We start from the raw sequence: 25,112 nt of genomic DNA, 5'->3' as shown, positions 1-25,112 counted from the left end.
ATGACACTCAAACTCGACGACAAATACATCTGGGACTTCTGGCATTACGCGGAAGGCAATACCCAACACCTGTTCTTCCTGCAGGCCGACCGCGCGATCGGCAACCCCGACCTGCGCCACTGGAACGTGTCCATCGGCCATGCCGTGTCGAACGACCTGCGCCAATGGGACGTACGCGGCACGGTGTTCGGGCCGTCCGCGTCCCCCGCCTGGGACGACTACACGACCTGGACCGGTTCGGTGATCAAGGCCGAGGGCTGCTATCACCTGTTCTACACGGGCACCTGCCGGGCCGAGAACGGAATGCGCCAGCGTATCGGGCACGCAACCGCACCGTCGATCGACGGTCCCTGGACCCGGGTCGGCAACGGTCTCGCGCTCGATCTGGACGAGCGCTACTATGAGGAGTATGCGGATGGCCGCTGGCATGACCGCGCACTTCGGGATCCCTGGGTGCTCCCTAAGAAGATCGATGGGAAGTACCACATGTTCTTCACCGCCCGCTGCAAGGACGGCGAAAAGTTCGAGCGCGGCGTGATCGGCCACGCCGTGTCGGCCGACCTGGTGAACTGGGAGGCGACCGCTCCCGTCTATGCAGGTGGCCATTATGGTCAGCTGGAAGTGCCCCAGGTGTTCGAGCGCGACGGCCAATGGTTCTGCACCTTCTGCAACATCCGTGAACACTGGTCGCCCGCACTGCGCGAAGCCCAAGGGGGCGGGGTGTCCGGCACGTCGTATCTCGTCGCCAACGATCCGCTCGGGCCGTGGCGCCCGGCCGAGCAATTTCTCGACGGCGACGTGCCGTGCCGCCGCTACGCCGGCAAGATCCTGCTGGACCCGGTGACGGGTGCCGATTGCCTGATGGCTTTCTCGGATACAGGCCCGGACGGCAAGTTCGCCGGTTATATTGGCGACCCGATTCCGTTGCGCCTCGAAGATGGCCGCTACATTCTCGACAATTTTTAATCCCAAAAATGACAACGGTAGACATCTGAACTGGATGATCTGCACGGGGAGACACCGACGATGAAAAAGCGGTTCGGCGGCCTGCGCATCGCCGTACATGGAAGCGCAAGCCTGGTAGTGGTATTGGCCATGAGCGCCTGCGGCGGCAGCGGCGCGACGGCACGCCCTGATCCAGTGACGGTGCAGCCACCGGGCCCACTACCCGTTGTCTCGGCGGTGGCGGCGGTACCGGATGGGATCGCCTACTGGCCCCTGGATGAAAGCGCCGGTACCTTCGCGCGCGAACGCATCAGCGCGCGCGAAGACAGTGTCGAATACGTCTTCACGCACGCACCCTACAAGCCGGCTTCGGATCCGCTTTGGCGGACGGGGCCGTGCATCAAGGGGGGCTGCCTCCTGTTCGATGGTTACTCGACCGACATCGTCGCGCCGGGCCTGAGTGCTGCACAGGTGCGTAGTGGTTTCACGCTAAGCGCCTGGGTGGCGCCGCATGCGTTCGAGTGGGGAGATGGCGGCCAGTATTCCGGGGTTCTGAGCCAGTTCGACGAGGCTACAAAGCAGGGCTTTTCGTTCGGTATCCAGCGCTACGGCAGCTGGGGAATCAAGCTCGGCTTCGGGTCTAGCGTAATGGACCTGCGGGTGACGGACCGCAAGCTGCCGCGCGACCAGTGGTCCCATATTGCGGCAACCTACGACCCCATCGGCCGTATGGTGCGCCTGTTCCTGAATGGCGTCGAGGTCGCCAGCCGGGCCGCACCTGCGCAGGGCGATTTCGCCGTGCCAGCGGGCCGCCTCACAATTGGCCGCCATTCGCAGCCGGTGATACTTGCTGGCGTCTTCAAGCTGAACACCTTCCTTGGCCTGATGGACGAGGTACGCATCGGGGCAGGTGCCGCTGACGCGGCAACGCTCAGCGCGCTGATCGCGTCGGATCTGCGCGCCCTTGGCGGACGCGCGCCCGTGCTGCAGCCGGACGATGTCAAAGTGCCGCTGGCGACGTTCGCCGGCGACCGCTACCGTCCGCAATACCACGCGATGCCCGATTCGGGCTGGATGAACGAACCGCACGCGCCGCTGTACTACAAGGGCCAGTATCACCTGTTCTTCCAGAAGAACCCGTTTGGTCCGTTCTGGCACCAGATCCATTGGGGCCACTGGGTCAGCCCTGACCTCGTGCACTGGCGCGAACTTCCCATCGCGCTCGCGCCCGAAGACGATACGCTGGCGCCGGACGGCATCTGGTCCGGCAGCGCGACCTACAGGGAAGACGGGACACCGGTGCTGTTCTTCACCGCCGGGAACGATAGCGCGGTTCCGAATCAGCGCACGGGGATGGCCACGCCAAAGAATCCGGACGATCCCCTGCTGGCCGGCTGGGACAAGTATCCGCGTCCGGTCACGCTGGCGCAGACAGGAGCTGGGTTCACGATGGACTTCCGGGATCCGTTCGTGTTTCGCGACGCAACCCGCAAGCGCTGGTTCCAACTCGTTGGCTCGCGGATCCCGGGTGGAAGCGGGACGGCGCTCGTCCACGAGTCCACCGACCTGGTCAACTGGACCTATCGCGGGCCCCTGTTCACGGTCGACGCGTCGAAGTATCCGGGTTTCGACAAGGCATTCGAATTGCCCGTGCTGCTACCGGTAGGGAAGGGGAGGGACGGGCGCATGCGCTACGTTTTCCTGACCGACATCGGCGCACAGTGCTACTACTGGACGGGCGTGTTCGATCCCACTTCGGCACGGTTCACGCCCGATAGTGAAGCGCCCCGAGTTTTCGACTATGGCCAAGGACATTTTTCCGGGCCGAGCGGCTTCATCGATCCTAGGACCGGACGAGTCATCGTGATGTCGATTGCCCAGGGCGAACGCACTTCCGGCGCCGAATGGAGCGCTGGATGGGCACATAACGCCGGCCTGCCCATTGAAATGTCCTTGGGGCCGGATGACGACTTGCGTGTGCGTCCCATCGGCGAACTCGGCCTGGTGCGCCGCACGCCGGTGGTCGACCTGCTTGAGGTCAGCGTGCAGGACGCGCGCGCAGCGCTCGCCAAGGTGACGGGAGACGTCCTTGAAATCGAGCTGGTATTGCAGCCAGCGAGCGGCAGCGCTGGCAAGCGCGGTCTGGTGGTACGCAAAGCGCCCGACGGCAGCGAGCAGACGGCGATCTACGTCGATAGCGCAGCCGCACGCTTCGAGATCGACCGCACGCGCACGACGCTGGATTTGGACGCCCGTTCGCGTGGCGTGCAGGGCGTGCAGGGCGGATCCTTTGAACTCAATGGCGAGACGCTGCGCTTGCACGTCTTCCTCGACCGTTCCATGGTTGAGGCCTATGTGAACGACCGCAAGAGCCTGACGAGCCGCGCCTATCCGACCCGTGCCGACGCGCTGGGACTGGATGTGCTTGCGGCAGCGGGCGATCGTATATCGTCGCTGACGGTATGGCCACTCGACACCAAGGAAGGAACGGTGCCGGTGCCAGCCCTCGCGACGGGAATCAACAAACAGAGGTAGCAATGGCATCGATCATATTGGAGTCCGTCGCCAAGACGTACCCGGGAAAAGACAGCATCCACATCCTCAAGAGCATCAGCTTCACGATCGAGGATGGCGAATTCGTCGTGCTCGTGGGACCGTCGGGCTGCGGCAAATCCACCCTGCTGCGCATGATCGCGGGACTGGAGGAAATCAGTGGCGGAGAAATCCGCATTGATGGAGAACGCATCAATGAAACCCCGCCGGCCAAGCGCGGGCTGTCGATGGTGTTTCAGAATTATGCGTTGTACGCGCACATGAGCGTCTTCGAAAACATCGCCTTCGGCCTGCGTTTGGCGAAGACACCGAAGGCCGAGATCGAGAAGTCGGTGCATGCGGTGGCGCGCATGCTGCAGCTCGAACATCTGCTGCAACGGCGGCCACCCCAGCTTTCCGGGGGGCAGCGCCAGCGTGTCGCGATCGGCCGCGCCATCGTGCGCAAGCCGCGCGCATTCCTTTTCGATGAGCCGCTGTCGAACCTGGATGCGGCGCTGCGCGCCGACATGCGCGTCGAAATCGCACGCCTGCACAAGCAGCTGGGCGCGACAATGGTCTACGTGACGCACGACCAGGTAGAAGCGATGACGCTGGCCGACAGGATCGTCGTGCTGAGCCCGAACGGCGTGCAGCAGATCGGCAGCCCGATGGAGTTGTACGAACGGCCGGCCAACGTGTTCGTGGCCGGCTTTATCGGCAGTCCCAAAATGAATCTGGTCGAAGGCATCGTGCTCGACTACCGACATGTCCAGATCGGGAGCGAGTGCATACTGCCGTGGCGCAACGCGTGCGCAGCCGGCGCGCCGGTCACCGTTGGACTGCGGCCCGAACTGCTGGCACCCGCACCCGACGGCGCACTCCGCGGTACCGTCACCCTGGTCGAGCACCTGGGCGCTGAAGCCCACGTCCACTTGAGCGTGCCAGGCATTCCCCGTCCGGTGGTGGTCGCCGTGCGGGGCGAGCCGCCGCGCGAGGACAGCGTGTGGGCGGTGGCGCCGCAGGCAGGGCAGATCCATGTGTTTGATGAACTTGGCAAGCGCATTCCCGGCGCTGCCGTTGACAGCCTGGAGGAGGTGGCATGATCGTTGTATGTGGTGAAGCGCTCTTCGATGTTTTCCCCGAACAGCAAACGCGAACCGGGCTGCAACTGTCGGCGCGGATCGGCGGCTCGCCGTTCAATCTTGCGGTCGGCCTGGCGCGCCTTGGTGTTCCGCCGCTGTTCTTCGGTGGCTTGTCGAACGACCTGTTTGGCCAGCGCCTCGCGTCTGCGCTAACTGAAGAACAGGTCGACATCAGCGCGGCGCCGAGGCTGGACGCGCAGTCCGCGCTGGTCATGGTTAGCGTCGATAACAGGGGAGTACCGGCCTACGGCTTCTACGGCACCGGAACGGCCGAGCGGAGCCTCGTCGAAGCCGATATCGCGCGCGTGCCGAAAAACGCTGGCGTCATCCACGTCGGGTCCTATTGCATGGTCTGCAAACCGGTGGCGAACGCTCTGCGCGCTCTTGTCGAGCGCCAACAAGGCCAGAGCGTCATTGTGTACGACCCGAATATTCGGCTCTCGATCGAGCCGTCCGTGTCGCTATGGCGTGAAACGTTGGAATGGATGCTGCCGCGTACCGGCGTGCTCAAGGTCAGCGACGAGGACCTCAATTACCTGTATCCCGGGCAGTCGGCCGAAGACTTCATCGCGGTCGCGCTGCGCGCAGGGGTCCAGCTGGTCGTCGTCACGCGCGGCAGCGCGGGCGCACTGGCCGCCACCGCGCATGGCGTGCGGGCGGTGATTTCTGCGGTGCCGGTGCGGGTAGTCGATACCGTTGGCGCTGGCGATACCTTCCAGGCGGGTTTGCTGTCCTGGCTGTGGCGGAAAGGGTTTCTGCAAAAAGACGGCTTGCGCGGCCTGGACATCAAGGCATTGGAGACGGCACTGCGCTTTGCCGCATGCGCTGCAGCGATCACGTGTTCGCGGCGTGGAGCAGATCTGCCGCACTTGAGCGAAGTGATTTTCGACTGAACAGTGTTGTAAAAATGTTGTTGTCAGAAACCGTGCAATGACAACGATAGACAAAAGGCGCGTTCCTGCTTAGTATGACAACGGTGGACAACGGTTCTGGTGACACGAGCGAAACACTAGACCGTTCGCACCAAAATGACAACGATGGACATGCGCTCTCTGCTAGAGCGTGAAAAGAATGAGAAAGCCCGACGCGCGACTGCCGGCCCAGCTGCTGTTGTCAAGCTGGCGGTTGTCTGGCAACGATGGGCAAACGAGCCCAGACAGAAAAAACTCGCACGGTGGAACGAAACACGCGGTAGCACGTGTTCTATCGATGTAGAGCGAATGGATTTGACCTGGTCGGAGCAGCGCCACATGGCGGCGCTACGACCAGCAAAAAATCCTCAGGAGACAGGACACATGCGTTACTCGATTGTTCTTTACATTGGTTCGTCGGCGGTACGCGCCATCGGCCTCATCTGGCGGCGACCGCCACATATCGCCCCTGCCGGCAACGCCCCAAAAACATGGGTGCAAGCTGGCGACGCGTCAGTGCATGCGGCAGCACGCAGCACCCTGGTGCAGGGGTTCCGATCCGTGATCCTTGCGTGCGTTACATGCTCGAGCGCCGCCCTCGCGGTGCCGACGCTTCCGGAGCCCGTCGTGCACGCGGACTTCGATGCGTCCCCGGCCGCAAAGTCGTCCGGTGACCTCGAGATCAGGACGCAGTTTGCGGCGCCAGACAGCGTTCCCGGTGTCATCGGCAATGCCTGGCGGACGGATGGGTTCTCAAGCTACGCGGAGGCGAATCTGTCGCTTAACCCCAGCGCTGGCCTCACGCTGTCCTTGTGGGTTGCCCTGGAGAGCTATCCATCCGACCTGGAGGTGCCGGTCAAGGATCTGGTGCCCTCGTCCTTCATCCAGCAGGCATCCGGTAACAAGGGGTTCGACCTGTACATCGACGCCTATGGCCGCTGGGGATTCAAGGTCGCCACCTCCGCGGGGGTGCTGCGCATTCCGGCCAAGGCGAGGTTCCCGCTTCGGCGTTGGGTACACCTGCTCGCCACCGTCGACGTCGCGTCGGGCATCGCTTCGCTTTACGAGGATGACAGGCTGGTCGGCACCGCGCAGGGCGCGCCGGGAATGAGCCTGGACCTGGCCAGGACACCGTTGCGGCTGGCCACGCCGCCTCAGGAAACCAAGGTCCTGGACTTCACGATCAACCGGCTGAACGGCGCCTTTGACCTGGTCCGCGTATTCCCTGTGGCGCTCAATGCCGAACAGCGTCAGCTGCTGCCAAGGCCGCCGCAGGTGCCAAGCGCGGAAGTGGCGCTTGTTGTGCCGGCCGGACGCTTCGCGAACGACACCTTGCGCCCTCGCGTGCATCCGCTGCCTCCTGCCAACTGGACCAACGAGCCGCACGGACTGATTCGCGTCGGCGGTGTCTGGCACCTTTTCTACCAGCGAACGCCCAACGGCCCGTTCAAGACGCTGATGCATTGGGGGCACATGGCCAGCCGCGACCTGCTCGTCTGGGAAAACCAGCCCGACGCGCTCGCGCCCGAGCTTCAGAGTGGAGATTTCGGGTTCGACATGAAGGGAATCTGGTCGGGGGACGTGATCAGCGATGGCGACAAGGCCTTCGCGTTCTATACGAGCGTCAATCACGGCGACAGGCTGGCGGCCAGCAATCCCGGTGTCGCCATGGCGGTCAGCGACGATCCGCAACTCCGCATCTGGAAGAAGATCGGGCCCATCCTGAATTCGCGAGGCGCCAGGGACATGCGCGACCCCTTCCTGTGGAAGGAGGGAGGCACCTGGCACATGATCGTCGGGGCAGCCCTCGAGACAGGTGGCGGTCTCCTGTACTACGTTCTGGAGCCCGGCGAAAAGGGCGGCCAATGGCAGCCCAGGCCGCGGTTCGTGGATACCAGCTACCGGATGCTGGACATTGGATCCGAGATCTGGGAAATGCCGGTATTCGAGCGGCTCGCGGAGGATGTGTGGATCCTGTCGGTCAATCCGATCGGCGGCAAGGTGAGCAAATATGGCGAGCCAAGCACGCGCGCGGTCTACTGGACGGGCACGTGGTCGAATGGCACCTTCAAGCCGTTCTCGCGCTCGCCTCAGTTCCTGGATCTCGTCCCGGGCCATCTTGCGCCAACGGTGAACCGGGCTGGCGACGGGAGCCTGCGTGCCATTGGCATCATTGATGAGCGGCGCACGCCGCTGGCGCAACAGCGTGCCGGCTGGGCGCACACGTTCAGCCTGCCCCGGAGCTGGTACCTGCTCGGCGACAAGCACACCTTGGGACAACGGCCCGCCCCGGAGCTCGCCGGCCTAAGGGCGGCGGCGGCGGTCGACCGGTCCGCCGTATCGATCGGTCGCGAGCCGGTGTCGCTCGATCCAGGGCACCAGGCTTACGAGCTGTTGCTCGAACTCGACGCCACGACTGCCTTTCACGGGGTCCTGCGGCTCGACGTGCTCGCGTCGCCCGACGGCCAGGAGTTCACCCGGCTGGTGTTCGATCCCGTTCGCGGTGCCGTGGTCGTCGACAAGTCGCGCTCGACGTTGTCGGCCGATGGGGAAGGTCCCCAGGTCGTGAAAGGCAGTTATTCGGCGGAGGCGTTCGGCGCCATGCGCCAAATACGGGTGATCGTCGATGGCTCGACTGTTGAGGTGTTCATCAACGACGCAGCAGCCTACGCGGTGCGCAGCTATCCGTCGTTGTCGAGCAGTACAGGAATTCGGATGGGTACAGACGCCACGCAGGCGCTTCAGGCGACAGTGAAGCTCTGGCCCTTGCGACTGCCGCAGTAGATGTGGCGAACGTCCGCCATCTAGGTTGCGGGCATGATCTGTTTATTCGTTAGTGGAGGCAATCGGTGCCTGTCGAGACGTGCCAGTTCCGAAGCCTCAACCATTACAACTAGGAGTGAGACATGAGATTGAATAAAGGCTCGTTGCGCCTTTTGCCCCTGGCGTTATCCCTTCAAGTCGCATTCGCGCAAGAGGCGCCCGCGCCGGCCCAGGCGGGCGATGCCCCGGCGACGGACAAGCGTGACGTCGTGGTCGTCACCGGCAGCGTGAAGAAGACCCTCAAGAAGGACTCGACCAACACCATCAATACGCTGAGCGCGGAAGAGATCCGGCAACTGGCGCCGATCAGTACGGCCGATCTGCTGCAGAATGTGCCTGGCATCTTCGCCGAGGGCAGCACCGCTGGCGAGGCCAGCAACAACATCACGGTGCGCGGCCTGCCGGTCACGGGCGGCTATCGCTATGCCCCCCAGCTGATCGACGGCTTGCCCTGGTTCGAAGAACCTGAAGTACCGTTCATGAACAACGATGTCGCGGCGCGTGACGACCTCATGACCAAGCGGGTGGAAGTCGTCAAGGGCGGGACGGGCGGCATCCTGTACTCGAACGGCTTGGGCGCCACGGTGAACCACGTCACGCGCACTGGTGGGCAAACCCTTGAAGGAGGCTACAAGGTCGAAGTCGCCGATTATAAGTTCCTGCGTAACGACTTCTTCCTGTCGGGCCCGGTCAACAAGAACCTGACCTTCGCAGTGGGCGGGTTCTACCGCACGTCGGACGGCTTGCGGGACACCGGCTACACGGCGGACAAGGGCGGCCAGATCCGGGGCAACCTGGTCTACCACACGGACGACGGCAACACCGAGGTCCAGCTGCACGCGTTGAAGATCAACGACCGCACGGCGTTCTATCAGAACGTGCCGTTCCAGATCCCGGCCATCTCACAGCCGGGAACGCCGGCAAATCCGGTGCGCATCAACATGGACGCCGTGTGGCCGATCGGCGTCGACTTCGGGCACGGGACAGTGGCGTCGTCTTCCAACCGCCGGTTCCCAATGATCGGGGAGTACGGCAAGCGCGAAGCCGACATGGCCGACGGCATCCACCCGAACTTCGACATCTACACCCTGAAACTCAGCCACGAGTTCGATTCGGGCTGGACCTTTGACGGCGGCGTGCGGCATACGTCGGGTAGCAGCGGCTTCAATGCCCTCTTCACCGGCAACGACACCACCACCGCCGCGCGCTTCAATAACGCGCGCTACAACAACGATGTTCTGCGCTTCGGTTCCTTCTATCCGACGGCGACCGGCGTCGCGGCGTACGGATTGAACGGTGGGCCGCGCGTGACCGACAGCACCTATCTCGACTTCCTGATCCCCTTCGTCGCGACCACCAAGGCGAAGAGCACCTCGGTCGACCTCAAGTTCGGCAAGACGCTGCAATGGCAAGGCGAGCATACGATCACCCTCGGGCTCTACCATACCGACTACTCCAACAAGCAGAACTTCCAGCAGTCGCTGCTGGTTTCGACGATCGGCGACCATCCCGAACTCGTCGAGCTGCGTGCCATCGACGCAGCGGGCAATCCTGTCGGACCGTCGGTGACGTCGAGCGGCGTGATGCGACTCGGCTACAACGGCTACCTGGCCGACTCCAAGGTCAAGGGCGACGCCGTCTATTTGCTCGACCACTGGGAAACGCTGAACCGCCGACTGAAACTTGACTTCGGCGTGCGGCATCAGACCCAGCATGCCAACGTCATCTACAACGTGCGCGACCAGACGACCAACCTGACCCCCGCCGGCGTGGTGCCTGGCAGTACAGCCGACACCATCGCCGATGACGAGGTGCTGCTGCCTGGTCCTAACCAATACCTGAACTCCAAGGTCAACGGCACAGGCTGGTCGGTGGGCGGCAATTACGCGATCCGCTCCAACCTCGCTGTCTACGGCCTGGTGTCGCGTTCATTCCGACTGCCGAGCCTCGAGCAGCTGAACCAGCTGCAGTTCGACCCCAACCAGCCAGGCAGTAAGGTCGAGAGGATCATGCAGTACGAGACGGGCATGCGCTACTACGCGAATACCTGGGACACGCAGGTTGCGCTGTTCTACAACAAGTTCAGTCCGCGCGACCAATACGTCGACTACCGCGACTTCACCTCGTCGACGTGCAAGCAGGCCGGCACCGTGGTGGACATCAACAGCTGCCCGCTGGTACGCGAGTACTACCGCCGCGGCATCCAGAATGTCGGTCTCGAGTTGGAAGCTGCATGGCGACCGAGCATGGTGAAAGGGCTGGAACTCCGATTTAATGGCGTGGTCCAGGATCCCAAGATCGTCGACGCGAATTACCGCACGGTCAAGGAGCTGCGCGTCAACGACGTCGTGACGGGCTACACCTTCGAGCAGATCGGGGAAGACGGGCGCCGTCCGCGCCGGCTGGCCAATGTCATGGCCAATCTGCAGGCAAGCTGGGACCTGAAGTCCTACACCGGTCTGCCGATCAAGCCTTATGCGAAGTACACCTACTTCGGCAGCCGCTATTCCGAATCGCAGGACGTCAACGTTACGCTGTACCCTGCGTACTACCACCTGGACGGTGGCTTCATCTGGGACTTCAGCAAAAAGAGCGCCTTCCAGTTCCACGTCTCGAACATTACCAATCGCCTCTCGTTTACCGAGGGTGATCCCGTGTTCATCGACCTGAAGGGTCCCAACGGCGCCACCAATCGAGGCGTGAGCCGCCCCCTATTCGGCCGCACCATCCGTGCCATGTACACCTACTTCTTCTGATCCCGGAGAACAACAATGAAAAAGCTCGTGTTTCTCCTGTCCCTGAGCGTCGTGCTGGCCGCCTGCGGAGGCGGCAATGGCGGCAACCCCAGCGCACTGCCGCAACCCCACTCACCGGTCTTCGTCGATCCGGGATCGATCAGCGTCCCGGAGCTGACTCGTGATGTGACGAAGGTCTCTGTATCCAGTCCGGATAACAACAACATTAAGTTGTCCTTGACTGGGCCGGATGCGTCCCTGTTCTCAATTACCGGCGATGGTTCAATCCGCTTTGCTATTCCGCCCAACTACCTGAAGCCGGCGGATGCAAACAAGGACAACGTCTACCAGGTTACCGTGGTGGCTGACGATTCCTACTCGACACCGGCTACCTTGCCGCTGTCGATCAAGGTGACGTCTTGCCCAACTTGCCACGTGGCTAACACGGCGACCAACGTGACCACCGACGACACGACGTTCGTCGATGAGAACGTCATCGCCAGCTTCGAGTTTCCGGCCCAGATTCAGAAGGACACGGTCAAGTACACCTTGACCGGCGCCTTCGCCAACACCACCAACTGGAACAACCTCGAATACAACAACCCGACCTTGAAGCCAATTGCAGCACGGATCGGGGACGCTTCGGTGTCGACCTGCGAGATCGGTGGAGGCGGGTGCGATGCGCCGACGGGCAGCATCACCATCAACGACGTTACCGTCACCAAGGACTCGATTACCTTCCTGATGTCGGGTGGCAATGGCGGCCCGGATGTGGGCGCACAGGTGCTGTACACGCCGCCGGGTTCGACGGTCAGCCAGGTGATCGGCACCTACAACCCCAACAGCTGCGGCGATCCCGTGCTCAAGGGAGATCAGCACTACGTCAACTTCGACACGAGTGGGCTGATTGGTGAAAAGGTGCAGATCAAGATCTTCGACAATGCCACGTCGGGCTGCGGCTTCGTCGCCTTCGACCACTTCTATCAAACGGACAAGCCGCGGGGCGTCAATGCCGGCGTGCTGACCAAACCTTTGGCGCCGGTGAAAGTCACCGTGGAAGGCCCGGTAACGTTCCAGAAGATGATTCCCTTTGCGAGCTTCGAGAACCCCGTCGACATGGTCACCAAGCGCGGCTGGGTCGGTACGGGGGCCTTCGCCAACCCGACGGCCACGAGCTGGCAGGGTACAACCGGCACGGACCCGACCGCGGCGCGGGTGGGGGACAGGGCCATCAGCACCTGCGAAATCGCCGGGCCGGGCACGCCGTGCGATTCGCCGGTCGGCACGCTCACCTCGCCGGCGTTCAAGGTAACGGATGCCTACTTCAACTTCCTGATGCACGGCGGCGGTGCGGGGAAGAAGGTCGGGATGCGCATTCTGGACACCCTGGGTAACGTCCTTCTGTCGTACAGCCCCGACAGTTGCGGTCCGTCGTTCATCCAGAACGACGATGACTGGACCCATATCGACATCTCGGCACTCAACTCGGCCTATATCAAGACCCAGCTGTTCGACGAGGAAACCGGTGGCTGCGGCTTTGTCAGCACTGACCAGTGGTACCAGTCGGCCACTGCATGGAATCCCTCGGGCAAGGGCAAGGATGGCGGCAAGGTTTCGCTGACGCCTCAAGCAACGGCCAAGCTGGGATTCAATGTCACGGTGACCGCCGACGCGTTCACGCAGGTGATCGGCGACTTCGACGACGCCGTCGCGGCAGCGCAGGTATGGACCGCCACCGGCGACTTCGCCAATCCGGCGAACGCCGACGCCTGGAAGGGTGTATCAGGTAGCGCGCGGGTGGGAGCTCGGGCTGTCAGCACTTGCGAGATGAATGGCAATAACAAGGGCTGCGACGCATCGACCGGCACGCTGACCTCTCCGCTATTCACTGTGGACGCCAGCCGTCCCTACCTAAACCTCCTTATGTCCGGCGGTAATGCTAACGGCACGGTCGGCCTGAAGGTGCTGGACGCGTCAGGGGCGGTCCTGGCTACCTACACGCCGAACTCCTGTGGCCAGTCCTCCATCAAGGACGACGGAAACTGGGTGACGATCGATCTCACCAAGCAGGCAGGCAAGCAGGCCAAGGTGCAGATTTTCGACAACGAGGCTGGTGGCTGCGGCTTCGTCAGCTTCGACCATGTCTACATGGGTGCGATCCGTAAGAAGTAGTGGATCGACACGGGACGGGACGCTTTGCCTGTCCCGCGAGCTTTCGCAACGGCGCCGCAAGGCGCCTTTCTGTTTAGCATATCGGGTGAAACTCATGGGGCGGCCTGGTGAAAGAATTGTCAGCGATAGTGCCATACGCGGGTGCGTCCGAACAAAAGGCGCCCGGCCAACGGATTACGGACTCGCGATCAATGTACGCGAGACTATTTCCTCCTGGATCGCCCCGAAAACGATCGGCATCAGTTCATGACCTTCGAACGAAGCCGGCCTATCGCCTATCGGATATCCGAATGCCACCTGCGAACGTACCATGCCGACAGCCTGACCAGACACTCGTCCGGTGGCCCCTCATCGAGCACGTCAGACTCAATTTGATTAAATATACCGGTTACCATACCTGTACTTTACCGACCGCCCTGCGGGCGATCGTTGGAGACTGGCTGTGCATACTGCGCGGAACGACGCCCTTATATTTCGAGCTAACTCAGCTAATTCCTCGTTCCCGGCACTGGCGGAAACGACTTCCCGCGAAGGCTGGAACCCCATTTCGCTTTTCAGCTCGCCAACCGCTGCGCCAAAAAATCCACGAAGGTCCGCACCTTCGCCGACAGGTGCTTCCTGCTCGGATACACCGCATAAATCCCCAGCTCCCCCGACTGCCATTCCGGCAGCACCCGCACCAACCGTCCCGCCGCGAGATCGCCCGCGACAATGAAATGCGGCTGGAAAATGATCCCGCATCCGTTGACCGCCGCCAGCCGCAGCATGTCGCCATTGTCCGCCTTGATCGGCCCGGAAACCGGCACGCTCACCGTGGCGCCAGGACCTTCGAGCCGCCATTCCGTCCCGGTGCCGGTCAGCGTGTAGCCCAGGCAGGGATGCGCTGACAGGTCCGCCGGCGCGGCCGGGGTGCCGGCCCGGGCCAGGTAGGCCGGCGAGGCGCAGACGAGGTTGCGCGCGCCGCCGATCTTGCGCGCGATGAGGTCGGACTGGGGCAGGGATCCAATGCGGATCGCGAGGTCGAATCCTTCTTCGACCAGATCCACCTTGCGGTCGCTGAGCGAAATATTGATGCGCACTTCAGGATAGTGCCGCGAGTACTCGGCGATGATCGGCGCCAGCCGGTGCTGGCCGTAGGACAGCGGCACAGTCACCTTGAGCTCACCCCGCGGGGCGCGCGTCATCTGCCCCGCGATCTGCTCGGCTTCCTCGACATCGCTGACGATCTGCACGCTGCGCTCGTAGAAGGCGCGCCCCGTCTCGGTCAGGCTGAGCTTGCGCGTCGTGCGGTTCAGCAGGCGCGTGCCCAGATGCTCCTCCAGCTTTTGCACCTGCTTGGAGGCCATTGCCCTGGACGTGTCGAGGCGCGCCGCAGCGGCGGCGAAACTGCCGCCATCCACCACGGCGGCGAAAACTTTCATTGAGAGGAGCAGGTCCATGGCGAGGGCCTATTGTCAACCAAATGGAAATAGTTTAGCCATCGTCAGCCGCTTTATCAACCGCGGTGACCGCAATATGATGTGTGCATCTGCTCCAGTTCCATTTACCTGGGCTAACAAGACAGGAGGACCCAATGCTTGCTCTACCGACCCTTTTCGTATCGCATGGCTCGCCGATGCTGGCGTTGAACGACAGCCCGGCACGCCGCTTCCTGCAAGGGTTCGGCGCGCAATTGCCGCGCCCGAAGGCGATTCTTGCGGTTTCGGCGCATTGGGGAACCGTGGGCGGTCCGGCGGTGTCGCTGGCGCCGCAGCCGCGCACCATCCATGACTTTGGCGGCTTTCCGCGCGCCCTGTTCGAGATTACGTATCCGGCGCCGGGCGCACCGGAGATGGCCGCCCGCGCGGCTGGCTTGCTGGAGCAGGCTGGCTTCAAGGTCGGCCGCAGCATGGACCGCGGGCTCGATCACGGCGCCTGGGTGCCGCTCAGCATCATGTACCCGGATGCGCAGGTCCCGGTGGCCCAGCTGTCGGTCCTGCACGGCGCGACGGCGGCAGAACACGAGCGGCTCGGCCAGGCACTGTCGGCCTTGCGCGAGGAGGGCGTGCTGATCGTGGGCTCGGGCTCGCTGACGCATAACCTCTACGAGTTTCGCGGACAGGACCTCGACGCGCCCGCTCCGAACTGGGTCAGCGAGTTTGCGGGATGGATGAACGCCCGGCTGGAAAGCGGCGACCGCGAGGCCTTGCTCGATTACCGCAGGGCTGCACCGTTTGCCGAGAAAAACCATCCCACCGACGAACACCTGATGCCGTTGTTCGTAGCGATGGGGGCGGCAGGGAAAAGTCCGAAGGCCGAACGCCTGCACGCAAGTGTCGAGCATGGCGTGCTGGCGATGGACGTGTATGCATTCAATTGAACGAGGAGAAGGGCATGACTGACGAGCTGAACGAGGTATTGCGGGAGCCGGTCTCCGGCCTTTCGTACCGGATCCGCCGGCCGCGCGGAGTGCCGAGCCAACCGGCGCCGTGCCTGCTGCTATTGCACGGGGTCGGCGCCAACGAGGCCGGCTTCATCGACCTGGCACAGCGCCTGGATCCGCGGCTGGCCGTGATCCTGGTGCGTGGCCCGCTGGCCTTCGGACCAATGCAGTTCGGCTGGTTCCAGGTGGGCTTCACCAGCGCCGGCCCGGTGATCAATGCCGAGCAGGCCGAACTGGCGCGCGTCAAGCTGGCCGAATTCATCGGGCAGCTTCCGGAAACCCAGGGCGTGGACCCGAAGCGCATCTGGATCGCGGGCTTCAGCCAAGGCGGGATCATGAGCGCCAGTGTCGCGCTGACCGGGCCCGCCTCGGTAGCCGGCTTCGGCATCCTCAGCGGACGCATCCTGCGCGAGGTCCTGCCCAAGGTGGCGGAGGCCGATGCGCTGGGCAAGGTGCAGGCTTTCGTGAGCCATGGAACGGATGACCAGGTGCTCGGCATCCAATACGGGCGTCAATCGCGGGACGTGCTGTCCAGCCTCGGCGTGCCGCTGGAATACCATGAATATCCGGCCGGGCATGGACTCGACCACGCAATGATCGACGATTTCACGCAGTGGCTTTACAAGCAGCTCGGCGCTTAAGACCGGGACATCGACCTACCTAAACTCAAGGAAAAAACATGAACACCAACCAAATCACTGTGAACACCAACGACGACGCCGGGAAACTGGTTCTCCGGGTTGTGCTGTCCGCCTTGCTGTTGTTCCACGGCGTGTCCAAGCTCGTTGGCGGCGTCGGTTTCATCACCGGCATGCTCGCGCAAGCCGGCCTGCCCGCCGCGCTGGGCTATCTCGTGTATATCGGCGAAGTTGTGGCTCCGCTGTTCATCCTCCTCGGTGTTTATACGCGGCTTGCCGGTGCGGTCGTCGTCATCAATATGATCGTCGCGATCCTGCTGGTGCACACCACCCAGTTCTTCACGCTCAACCAGACCGGCGGCTGGGCGCTTGAATTGCAAGCGATGTACCTGGCCGCCGGCGCCGTGCTGGCCCTGATCGGTGCCGGCCGCTTCAGCCTGGGCGGAATCGCGGGCCGTTTCAACTGATGCGTCACGGCCAGCCACGCGGCTGGCCGTGCGCCAGGTATTTCTCCTGTCAGCGGTCGTCGCCGTCGCGTCCCTGCGATGCCGCCACCGCCGGACTGACGGTTACCGCATTGCCCGATAGAACCCAGGCCCGCTGGCTGGGAGCGAAACGCGGTGCGAGATAGCCGTCGTTGATCTCACGCGTGACGGCGAAGCGGCGGAACGAGGTCGCGGGCAGGAACAAGCGGGTGTTGTCCGCGAAACCGTCGCTGGATGCATCCGGGTCGCCCTCCGCAGCCGAAATCACACCGTCGCCATTCTTGTCGACCCGCTTGACTTCAGCGGCATAGGCATCGAACAGGCGTTTCGGGAACGGCACGCCGGGTTCGAACGACGCCAGGCGCAGATAGGTGTCGAGGAAGACCTCGTTCGCGAGCCCGCTCGGGATGAAGCGCTGGCGATACTCGCGCTGGCTGTCGACGTCGGCGTCGAAGCGGTCCGGGTCGCGCGGTCCGGCGCCGCCAAGCGGGGCCGCGTTGTTCGGATCGTCGCCATAGTCGATCGGGCTGTTGCTGACGCCGGACGGACCGGAACCCGGAATGAGCGACGAGAGGCTGCCGATCTTGCCCGCCTCGAAGGTTCCCGGAATGCCGCCGGTGAACGGAAGCTCGTACAGCGGGAATATCCAGTTGGTCTGGTAGTTGAACTCCCAGTAGCCGTGGCAATCGGCCTGCTGCAGGCAGTTCATCGCGCCCATCGACAGCTGGATCGGCAGAACGTTGGTCTGCTTGTCCGGGAAGCGGTCGTGCGGACTCGGGAAGCGCGGCGCCTTGCCATCCATCGTGAACAGATGGCCGGGCACGTTGTTATGCGAGCCCATGGCGTACAGCGCGTCGGCGTCGGCCTTGGTGATGGCGCCGAACTGCGCGTGGCCGTCGCTGCGCGGCGCGGCAAGCTTTGGCACTTCCACGTCGTGGATCATCCAACCTTCATACCAGCCGCTTTCGTTGTTGATGACGAAGAGGTTCGACAGGTCGGAGAACACGTCGATGAAGGCGCGGATGTCGTTCGGATCCGTCGGCAGGCCTGGCTTCGGTTCCAGCGCGAGGCGGATCGCCGCGATCGTGGGCAGCCCGCAATTGCCGCCGGTGGCGGTGAGCATCGCCTTGTCGTTAATGCCCTTGAAGCGCGTCGTGAAGGGATTGGGTTCGAAGCCGTTGGTGTCCAGCAGGTAGTACTGGAACAGCATGCTGGGCTTGTCGGCTTCCGCGTAGACCTGCAGCGGCAGGTAGGTGTGCGGACGGCTGGCCATGCGTTCCAGCCGGTCCTGCAGCGCATCGGGCAGGAACTTGACGTCGCCGCGATTGTGCACCGTCGCCACGTCGGCGGCCGCATTTGGATTCGGATGGCAGGGCGGTGGCGGCTGCTCCGCCTGCGCCTGGGCCGTGACACCCATGTAGAGAAGTGTCGTCAGCGCTATCGCAGCGGCGGGTTTCCGTGCGTCGCTTTGCAGTCCCGGTTTCATGTTGTGCTCCTTAGAAAATGCTGGAACGGACGGCCAATGCGTCGGCCTGAATGAAGCCGTCCCATTTTCTAAAAAAGGATGCGCCTACGTTTGTGCTGAGTCAGACGCGCCGGGGGGCAAAGCCGGGAACTCTGCCTAAGGATTGAGCGCACATAAACGACTGGTTCGTTGATGGGAACCTGTCTTCGAGTTTTCCGCACTCAGCTATCCAAAATTTCTGATATTTCTTTCTAGTTCTCATCTATACAATTGACTTGTCATCAACAAGCATCATTGCCTGCTGGGACATCACTAGAAAAGGGGATCGAAATGAGAGGGATACCGGTCAAGATCGTCGCCGTGCTTGCCGTCCTGGTTCTGTTATTCGCGCTGGCGCCATTCGGGACGGTGCCGGCGGGGCACCGCGGCGTGATCACGACCTTCGGCAGCCCGAGCAATGAAGTGCTGAGCGAGGGGATCCATTTCCGCGTGCCGCTGGCGCAGAGGCTCAACCTGGTCAATGTCTCGATCCAGAAGGGCGAAGGCGAGGGCGATGCCGCGTCGCGCGACCTGCAAACGGTGCACACCCGCGTCGCGCTCAACTATCACATCAAGCCCGAGAGCGCGGTATCGGTGTTCCGGGACCTGGGCAATGAGCCGGGTGAGCGCATCATCATCCCGGCCGTGCAGGAGGCCGTGAAGGCAGTCACCGCGCGCTTCACCGCCGAGGAGCTGATCGCCAAGCGCACCGATGTGCGCGACCAGATCATCACCCAGTTACGCGAGCGTCTGGCACGCCATGGCGTTGTCGTGGATGAATTCTCGATCGTGAACTTCAACTTCTCCAGGTCGTTCAACGATGCGATCGAAGCGAAGACCACAGCGGAACAGTTGAAGCTGAAGGCGGAACGCGACCTGCAGCGGATCGAGGTGGAGGCCAAGCAGCGCGTGGCGCAGGCGAGGGCCGAGGCGGAATCGCTGGCGGTGCAGCGTCAGCAGGTGACGCCTGAACTGATTCGCCTGCGCGAAATGGAGAACCAGAGGATGGCGATCGAGAAGTGGGATGGGAAGCTGCCCAATGTGTCGGGTGGGTCGATCCCGTTCGTCAATGTGAAGTAACACACTCGTTCATACCGCCAACCCAAAGTCCGTCGTCCCGGCGAAGGCCGGGACCCATGCTGACTATTCGAAGTAGCGAACGGTCTATGGGTCCCGGCCTCCGCCGGGACGACGGTTTTTCGTTTGGGGGCAGTGCCGGCGGTTAGCGATTGCGCCGCGCGAAATCGTCCATGAAGTTGGCGAACATTTCGGCGGCCGACAGCTCAAGGCCATTGTAGATCGAGGCGCGGATGCCGCCCACGCTGCGGTGGCCGTTCAGGCCCGAGAACCCGGCATCGGCGGCTTCGTCGAGGAAGCGCTGTTCCACATCGCTTCCGGGCAGCGTGAACACAACGTTCATCAGCGAGCGGTCCGCTGCGGCGGCGCGACCGCGATAGAAGCCGCGGCTCGCGTCGAGCGCCTTGTACAGCACCTCGGCCTTTTTCGCGTTCTTCGCCGCGATGCCCGGCAGGCCGCCGGCTTCGTCACGCAGCCAGCGCGTGACGAGCAAGATCACGTAGATCGCAAACACCGGCGGCGTGTTCAGCACCGAGTTGGCGTCGGCCTGCGCGCGGTAATCGAGGAAGGTGGGAACGTCGCCGCGCATCTTTTGCAGCAGCTCGTCGCGCAGCACGACGACGGTTACGCCGGCCGGGCCGATGTTTTTCTGGGCGTGCGCGTAGATCAGCGAGAAACGGTCGAATTCACCGGGGCGCGAGAGGAAGTCGGACGACATGTCGCAGATGCGCGGCACGTCGTCGCGGCCCACCACGCGGTGGAACTGCAGGCCCTCGACGGTCTCGTTGGAGATGTAGTGCAGGTAGGGCGCGTCGGCGTCGAGCGCGAGTTCGGCGTCGGTGGGCAGGTGCGAGAAGCCGCTCGCTTCGCCGCTCCACGCCACTTGCACCGGACCTTCGCGCCGCGCTTCCGGCAGCGCCTTGCCGCTCCAGTAACCGGTGTGCAGGTATTGCGCCGCGACCGGGCTGCCGCGCAGGAGATTCATCGGCACCATCGAGAACTGCTGGGTCGCGCCGCCTTGGAGGAACAGCACGCGGTAACCCTTGTCCAGGCCGAGCAGCACGCGGATATTGGTCTCCAGTTCCGCGACCACGGAAGCGAACCAGTCGGACCGGTGGCTGATGCCGAGGATCGACAGGCCGACGTCCGGCACCGACACGATGGCCTCGCGCACCTGGTCGAGCACCGTCTCGGGCAGGGCGCCGGGGCCGCCGGAGAAGTTCAGGCTGTTGAGCTGGTTCGGGGTGAGCATTTTCATGTTTGTTCGCTTTCAGTCGCGGCCGCGCGCAGCCGGTACAGGTAGTCTTCGAATCCGTGATGCAGCTTTGCCATGTGCACGTGCTTGAACGGGAACAGCGCCAGCGAGTCCATCGAGTGCACCACCATCACGTGGTCGATCTCGAAGATGAGCAACTGGCCGTCTCGCGTTTCGGCGCAGTCGATGCACAGGTAATCCAGGCCGCAGCGTTCGTGGATCGCGCGCAGGGCCACCGCATGGCGCTGGGCGAACGCGTCGAAGCGGTCCATGAAGGCTTCTTCTTCGCGGCGTTTGGCGGCGTCTTCGTACATGCCGGCGTTCAGGTAGTGCACCATCCAGTTGGACGACACCGCCATGTGGCTCACGTAAGGAACGCCATCGAGCAGCGCGACGCGGATCTTCCTGAACCGGCCGTCGTCGCCGCTGTAGTCGACGAAGGGCGACACGTACAGCGCGGGCGCGTGGACTCGTTCCATATAGCCGGCCAGTGCCTGCGCGTCGGCGATCCGTTCGAGTTCGTGGCCCGCTTGCGATCCGAGCGGACGAATGATGATCGGGAAGGCGGCCGGGCCGCAGCTGTCGCCCTGCGCCAGCGCCGCGCTTTCGACGGCGGCGCGCGGCAGTGGGTAAGTGGGCGGCATCAGCAGTCCAGGCACGCCCTGCAGCAGCTGGCTTGCGCGGCTGCGCTCCGTGTTGGCGATGAAGGCGGGACGGTTGATCACGGGCCGCGGCCATTGGTCGAGGATAGGAGAGAGGCGTTCCAGCAGCGGCGAGTTGGCGGCGCTGTCCGAGAACGCGACCAGCAGCGCGTCGTGTTCCGGCAGCGGCGTCGGAAACAGTTCGTCGGGGGAGACGAAGTGGCAGGTCAGTTCGACCGGCGAATCTTCGAGCAGGCAGTCGATCGGTGTGTTCTCGGCCAGGTTCCCCGGTGCCATCAGCATCAGCAGGCGAAAATTGGTCGCCCGGCTCGAGGCGCGCGTGTAGGTGCGCTGCATCGACAGGGCCTGCTGCTGAACGGCGCTGCCGGGCTGCTCCAGTTCGAGCGCGAACATCGCGGTGGCGAGGTTCATCCACAGGCAGGCGTTATTTTCGTCGCGGCCGGCGGCGTCGAGCAGCAGTTGCGCCAGACCGCGCAGGTCTCCGCCATTAATACTCATGCGCAGGATCGGCGCCAGGCCGATGAATTCCGCCTGCGCGCGTTCGGCGACGCGGGCGGGCATCTGCAGCATTGCTTCCGATTCCTGCGGAGTAGCGGTAATTAACATGAAAACTTAAAAAGCAGTCACTGGACGCGTGACGGGACTGTAGTGGAACCGCGATTATAGGTTCGGGGTCGCCGGGTCTTAACGTGGATAAGACCGGGTATCCGCCCCGACCTCGGCAATTTGAGGGCGCCGGGTGCAGGCCGCGCTTCAATGCGAAAATGGCAGGAATTATCACTGCTGACCTTTGGAGTCCCCATGAATTCTTATCCCAGCTGGGTCGTGTTCGCGCTTGGATCGGCTTTTTTCGCGGCGCTGACCGCCTTGTTCGGCAAACTTGGCGTGGCCGGTATCAATTCGAATATGGCGACCTTCATCCGCACCATCGTGATCCTCTTGGTCACGGCGGGGATCCTGTCGATGCGCTCGGAGTGGCAGAAGCCGGACAACATCTCGCCGTACAGCTGGGTGTTCCTGGTCCTGTCGGGGATCGCGACCGGGCTGTCGTGGCTCTGTTATTACCGCGCCTTGCAGCTAGGTCCGGTCAGCAAGGTGGCTCCGATCGACAAGCTGTCGGTCGCGATGGCAATCCTGCTGGGCATCGCGTTCGCAGGCGAGCAGCTGACCTGGCAGGTGGCGCTCGGCGGAGCGCTGATCGTGGCCGGCTCGGTCGTCATCATCATGTTCTAGTGCGACGGTGCGCCGGACCAGCCGCGCAACGATGATGGCGGCGGCGCCGCTTGCAAGCAGGTGCTTGAGGGTGTGGCCGCTGACGATGTGCAGCACGGCGAGGAGCTGGAGGTCCGCCAGTTCGGCCAGTTTTGCGAGCACGTAAAGCAGCAGGGCGGCGGCGAGCGCCAGCTTGTCTTTACGCGGCGCGCGGTGGAGCCAGTGCCATGCCGGGATGAGAAGCAGCGGGAGCGCTTCCCATGTGGCGGTGAGCCGCCAGCATGCATCGGCTGGTCTTCACATTGGCGGCTTGCGCGGAAAGTCGCGATTCTTTACTGTTGTGGTATCGACCTTTGATACCAGACACGATGTCCGAAGTCACCCAACTACTCAATACGCTCAAGCGGCAGCTCAAACTGCAGGGCAAGACCTATCGCGATGTGGCGGAGGCGCTCGATTTGTCCGAAGCGAGCGTGAAGCGCCTGTTTGCGTCCGAATCGTTTGCGCTCGACCGGCTGGTCCAGGCCTGCAACCTGCTCGGCTTCACCGTGGCCGAACTCGCGCAGGAAGCAGCGCGCGCGGAGGAGCAGCTGCGCGTGCTGACCGAGGCGCAGGAGCAGGAGCTGGTGTCCGATCCCAAGCTGCTGCTGGTGGCGGTGTGTGCGCTGAATCACTGGTCCATGCAGGACATCGTCACGGTGTATCAGGTCAGCGAGGCGGAGTGCATCCAGCGGCTCGCCCGGCTGGATCGCCTGCGGCTGATTGCGCTCATGCCGGGCAACCGCATCAGGCTGGCGGTGGCGCGCGATTTCGACTGGATCGCGGGCGGGCCGATACGGCAGTACTTCCGGCGCGATGGCATGGATGATTTTTTGGCGAGCAGGTTCGAACAGGGCGCGGAGTCGCTGGATTTTACGCACGGGATGCTGACCGAGGCGGCGATCGAGAGGATGCGGGCGGAGCTGCGGCAGGTGAAGGCGCGGTTCGCGCAGCTGCACGAGGAGAGTTTGGCGTCGCCGTTGCCGAAGCGGCGCGGGGCCGGATTGCTGTTGGCGATGAGGGAGTGGGAGCCGGCGCGGTTTACGAAGCTGCGCAGGAGGTGAACGGGTCGCGTTACAGCACGCTCAGCATGGGGCCCGGCCTGCGCGGGAACGACGGCTAACCTAAAGCACGTCGTCCCGGCGGAGACCGGGACCCATGCTGAGCGTGCGGTCACGCGGCAGGCAGATTTACTTGCGCGCGTCGATCCGATAATCCCATGCGGCCAGCTGCTGGCGCTTCCGGCCCGGCAGCGTGAAGACCTGCTTCGCGTTCGACAGGTTCACCACCACCGTCACCACATCGCTGTCCTTCTTGCGCCGGAACGCGAACACCTTGTCGTTCCCAGTCTCGATCACCTCTGCATCTGCACCAAACTGCCCGTTCCACAGCGCCGGATGCTCGTGCTTTAGCTTGAGCAGATGCGCATAGAACGGCGCGTACTGGTAGTTCTTCCACACGATCGGATCCTTCTGGAAGAATTCGAGCCGCTTGTCCAGTCCCGACTCCTGGCCATCGTAAATCAACGGCACGCCCGGCAGCGTCATCGCCAGCACCGACATCGCCTTGAACGCCGGCCCGTAGAGTTCCTTGTCGCTGCCGTCCCACGAATTCTTGTCGTGGTTGCTGGTGAAGCGCATGCGGTAGGCGTCGCGCGGGAAGCGCTTGGGCGGATCGGCGAGGAACTGCTTGAGCGCGCCTGCGTCCGCTTCGCCCTTCGCGATCTTGACGAACAGCTCCCAGGTGTCCCAGCCGTAGGTCATGTCGAATGCATGCTCGTGCTGGTCGGGCTTGTCGCCCTCGGCCAGCATGAAGACAGGCTTGATGCGGTCGAGTTCGGCGCGTGCGTAATTCCAGAACGGCGTCGGCACATTGTTCGCGACATCGCAGCGGAAGCCGTCGATGTCGGCCTCGCGCAGCCAGAAGGCCATCGCGTCGGTCATGCCCTTCCACAGTTCCTTGTTCGAGTAGTCCAGGCCGGTCACGTCGGTCCACGCTTCCTTGCCCATCGTGACCGGGTAGATCTCACCCTTGTCGTTCTTCAGGTACCAGTCCGGATGCTCGGTGACCCAAGGGTTGTCGAAGGCCGTGTGGTTGGGCACCCAGTCGATGATGACGTGCATGCCGAGCGTGTGCGCCTTCTTCACCAGCGACTTGAAATCGTCGAGTGTACCGAACTCGGGGTTGATGGTCGTGTAGTTTTGCACCGCGTAGTAGCTGCCCAGCGGACCCTTGCGGTTCTTTTCGCCGATCGGATTGATGGGCATGATCCACAGGATGTCGACGCCCATTTTCCTCAGCCTCGGCAGCTGCGCGGCGAAGGCGTTGAAGCTGCCTTCGGCCGAGAACTGGCGGATGTTTACCTCGTAGATATTGGCGTTCTTGGACCAGGCGACATGCTGCATGCCGGTCGCCGGCGTGCTTGCCTGGGCGTGCGCGGCGAGCGTAGCGATGGAGGTGCAGGCGGCCAGGGCCATGGCGCACAGGGTGCGGGCGGGGTGTCTCATCGGTATTGCTCCTCTCGTAAGTAGTTTAACTACATTTTTGTTCTATTGTAC

The 25,112-nt window shown here is 63.2% G+C and carries 18 protein-coding genes; 13 read left to right on the top strand and 5 right to left on the bottom strand.

The window, feature by feature from the left end:
* From NX778_RS19500 to NX778_RS19470, 7 genes are all read left to right on the top strand, one after another.
* Positions 1-966 (top strand): glycoside hydrolase family protein, encoded by a 966-nt coding sequence (locus NX778_RS19500; protein WP_258813449.1) that lies wholly within the window; start codon positions 1-3, stop codon positions 964-966.
* 60 nt (positions 967-1,026) lie between these two features.
* On the top strand, positions 1,027-3,480 hold the full coding sequence (locus tag NX778_RS19495; protein ID WP_258813448.1) for a GH32 C-terminal domain-containing protein: 2,454 nt from the start codon (positions 1,027-1,029) through the stop codon (positions 3,478-3,480).
* Positions 3,481-3,482: 2 nt separating this feature from the next.
* Positions 3,483-4,580: an ABC transporter ATP-binding protein gene (locus tag NX778_RS19490; RefSeq protein WP_258813447.1), complete on the top strand. Its 1,098-nt coding sequence runs from the start codon at positions 3,483-3,485 to the stop codon at positions 4,578-4,580.
* Positions 4,577-5,512 carry a carbohydrate kinase family protein gene (locus NX778_RS19485; RefSeq protein WP_258813446.1) on the top strand — a complete coding sequence of 312 codons (936 nt, stop codon included), beginning with the start codon at positions 4,577-4,579 and terminating at the stop codon, positions 5,510-5,512. Before NX778_RS19490 ends, NX778_RS19485 begins: the two co-directional genes overlap by 4 nt.
* Before the next feature lie 402 nt (positions 5,513-5,914).
* On the top strand, positions 5,915-8,314 hold the full coding sequence (locus tag NX778_RS19480) for a GH32 C-terminal domain-containing protein (RefSeq protein ID WP_258813445.1): 2,400 nt from the start codon (positions 5,915-5,917) through the stop codon (positions 8,312-8,314).
* A 122-nt stretch (positions 8,315-8,436) separates the two neighbouring features.
* Entirely contained in the window at positions 8,437-11,109 is a 2,673-nt protein-coding gene (locus NX778_RS19475) for a TonB-dependent receptor (RefSeq protein WP_258813444.1), read from the top strand.
* Between the two features lie 15 nt (positions 11,110-11,124).
* The gene (locus NX778_RS19470; RefSeq protein WP_258813443.1) at positions 11,125-13,260 is read left to right on the top strand and encodes a hypothetical protein; all 2,136 of its coding nucleotides are present in this window, start codon (positions 11,125-11,127) and stop codon (positions 13,258-13,260) included.
* A 554-nt stretch (positions 13,261-13,814) separates the two neighbouring features.
* Here NX778_RS19470 and NX778_RS19465 read toward each other — a convergent pair.
* A complete protein-coding gene (locus NX778_RS19465) occupies positions 13,815-14,699 on the bottom strand; it encodes a LysR family transcriptional regulator (RefSeq protein WP_258813442.1) in 885 nt (294 codons plus the stop codon).
* A gap of 134 nt (positions 14,700-14,833) precedes the next feature.
* Here NX778_RS19465 and NX778_RS19460 point away from each other — a divergent pair, with 134 nt between their 5' ends.
* The 3 genes from NX778_RS19460 to NX778_RS19450 are packed head-to-tail and all read left to right on the top strand — an operon-like array spanning position 14,834 to position 16,787.
* Complete coding sequence (locus NX778_RS19460; protein ID WP_258813441.1) at positions 14,834-15,619, top strand: DODA-type extradiol aromatic ring-opening family dioxygenase; 786 nt, start codon at positions 14,834-14,836, stop codon at positions 15,617-15,619.
* A gap of 14 nt (positions 15,620-15,633) precedes the next feature.
* Positions 15,634-16,323 carry an alpha/beta hydrolase gene (locus tag NX778_RS19455; protein ID WP_258813440.1) on the top strand — a complete coding sequence of 230 codons (690 nt, stop codon included), beginning with the start codon at positions 15,634-15,636 and terminating at the stop codon, positions 16,321-16,323.
* 38 nt (positions 16,324-16,361) lie between these two features.
* Positions 16,362-16,787: a DoxX family protein gene (locus NX778_RS19450; RefSeq protein ID WP_258813439.1), complete on the top strand. Its 426-nt coding sequence runs from the start codon at positions 16,362-16,364 to the stop codon at positions 16,785-16,787.
* A 49-nt stretch (positions 16,788-16,836) separates the two neighbouring features.
* Here NX778_RS19450 and NX778_RS19445 read toward each other — a convergent pair whose 3' ends face one another.
* Positions 16,837-18,291 carry a hypothetical protein gene (locus NX778_RS19445; protein ID WP_258813438.1) on the bottom strand — a complete coding sequence of 485 codons (1,455 nt, stop codon included), beginning with the start codon at positions 18,289-18,291 and terminating at the stop codon, positions 16,837-16,839.
* A gap of 309 nt (positions 18,292-18,600) precedes the next feature.
* Between NX778_RS19445 and NX778_RS19440 the strand changes: the two genes are divergently transcribed.
* On the top strand, positions 18,601-19,389 hold the full coding sequence (locus NX778_RS19440; protein WP_258813437.1) for a prohibitin family protein: 789 nt from the start codon (positions 18,601-18,603) through the stop codon (positions 19,387-19,389).
* Between the two features lie 142 nt (positions 19,390-19,531).
* Here NX778_RS19440 and NX778_RS19435 read toward each other — a convergent pair whose 3' ends face one another.
* Both NX778_RS19435 and NX778_RS19430 read right to left on the bottom strand, forming a co-directional pair.
* The gene (locus NX778_RS19435) at positions 19,532-20,644 is read right to left on the bottom strand and encodes a phosphoserine transaminase (RefSeq protein ID WP_258813436.1); all 1,113 of its coding nucleotides are present in this window, start codon (positions 20,642-20,644) and stop codon (positions 19,532-19,534) included.
* Complete coding sequence (locus NX778_RS19430) at positions 20,641-21,873, bottom strand: ATP-grasp domain-containing protein (protein ID WP_258813435.1); 1,233 nt, start codon at positions 21,871-21,873, stop codon at positions 20,641-20,643. The genes NX778_RS19435 and NX778_RS19430 overlap by 4 nt, the downstream gene beginning before the upstream one ends.
* Positions 21,874-22,104: 231 nt before the next feature.
* Between NX778_RS19430 and NX778_RS19425 the strand changes: the two genes are divergently transcribed.
* Together NX778_RS19425 and NX778_RS19420 are read left to right on the top strand one after the other, a co-directional pair.
* Positions 22,105-22,536 (top strand): EamA family transporter, encoded by a 432-nt coding sequence (locus NX778_RS19425; RefSeq protein ID WP_258813434.1) that lies wholly within the window; start codon positions 22,105-22,107, stop codon positions 22,534-22,536.
* A gap of 347 nt (positions 22,537-22,883) precedes the next feature.
* Complete coding sequence (locus NX778_RS19420; RefSeq protein ID WP_258813433.1) at positions 22,884-23,618, top strand: helix-turn-helix transcriptional regulator; 735 nt, start codon at positions 22,884-22,886, stop codon at positions 23,616-23,618.
* Positions 23,619-23,744: 126 nt separating this feature from the next.
* On the opposite strand, the gene NX778_RS19415 is transcribed toward NX778_RS19420, so the two are convergent.
* Entirely contained in the window at positions 23,745-25,061 is a 1,317-nt protein-coding gene (locus NX778_RS19415; protein WP_258813432.1) for an alpha-amylase family glycosyl hydrolase, read from the bottom strand.
* Positions 25,062-25,112 lie beyond the last annotated feature (51 nt).

Origin of the sequence: Massilia terrae (assembly GCF_024753145.1) — a bacterium.
Taxonomy (GTDB): domain Bacteria; phylum Pseudomonadota; class Gammaproteobacteria; order Burkholderiales; family Burkholderiaceae_D; genus Telluria; species Telluria terrae.
The sequence above is the reverse complement of the archived record's forward strand: the minus strand, read 5'-3'. Positions and strand labels throughout refer to the sequence as shown.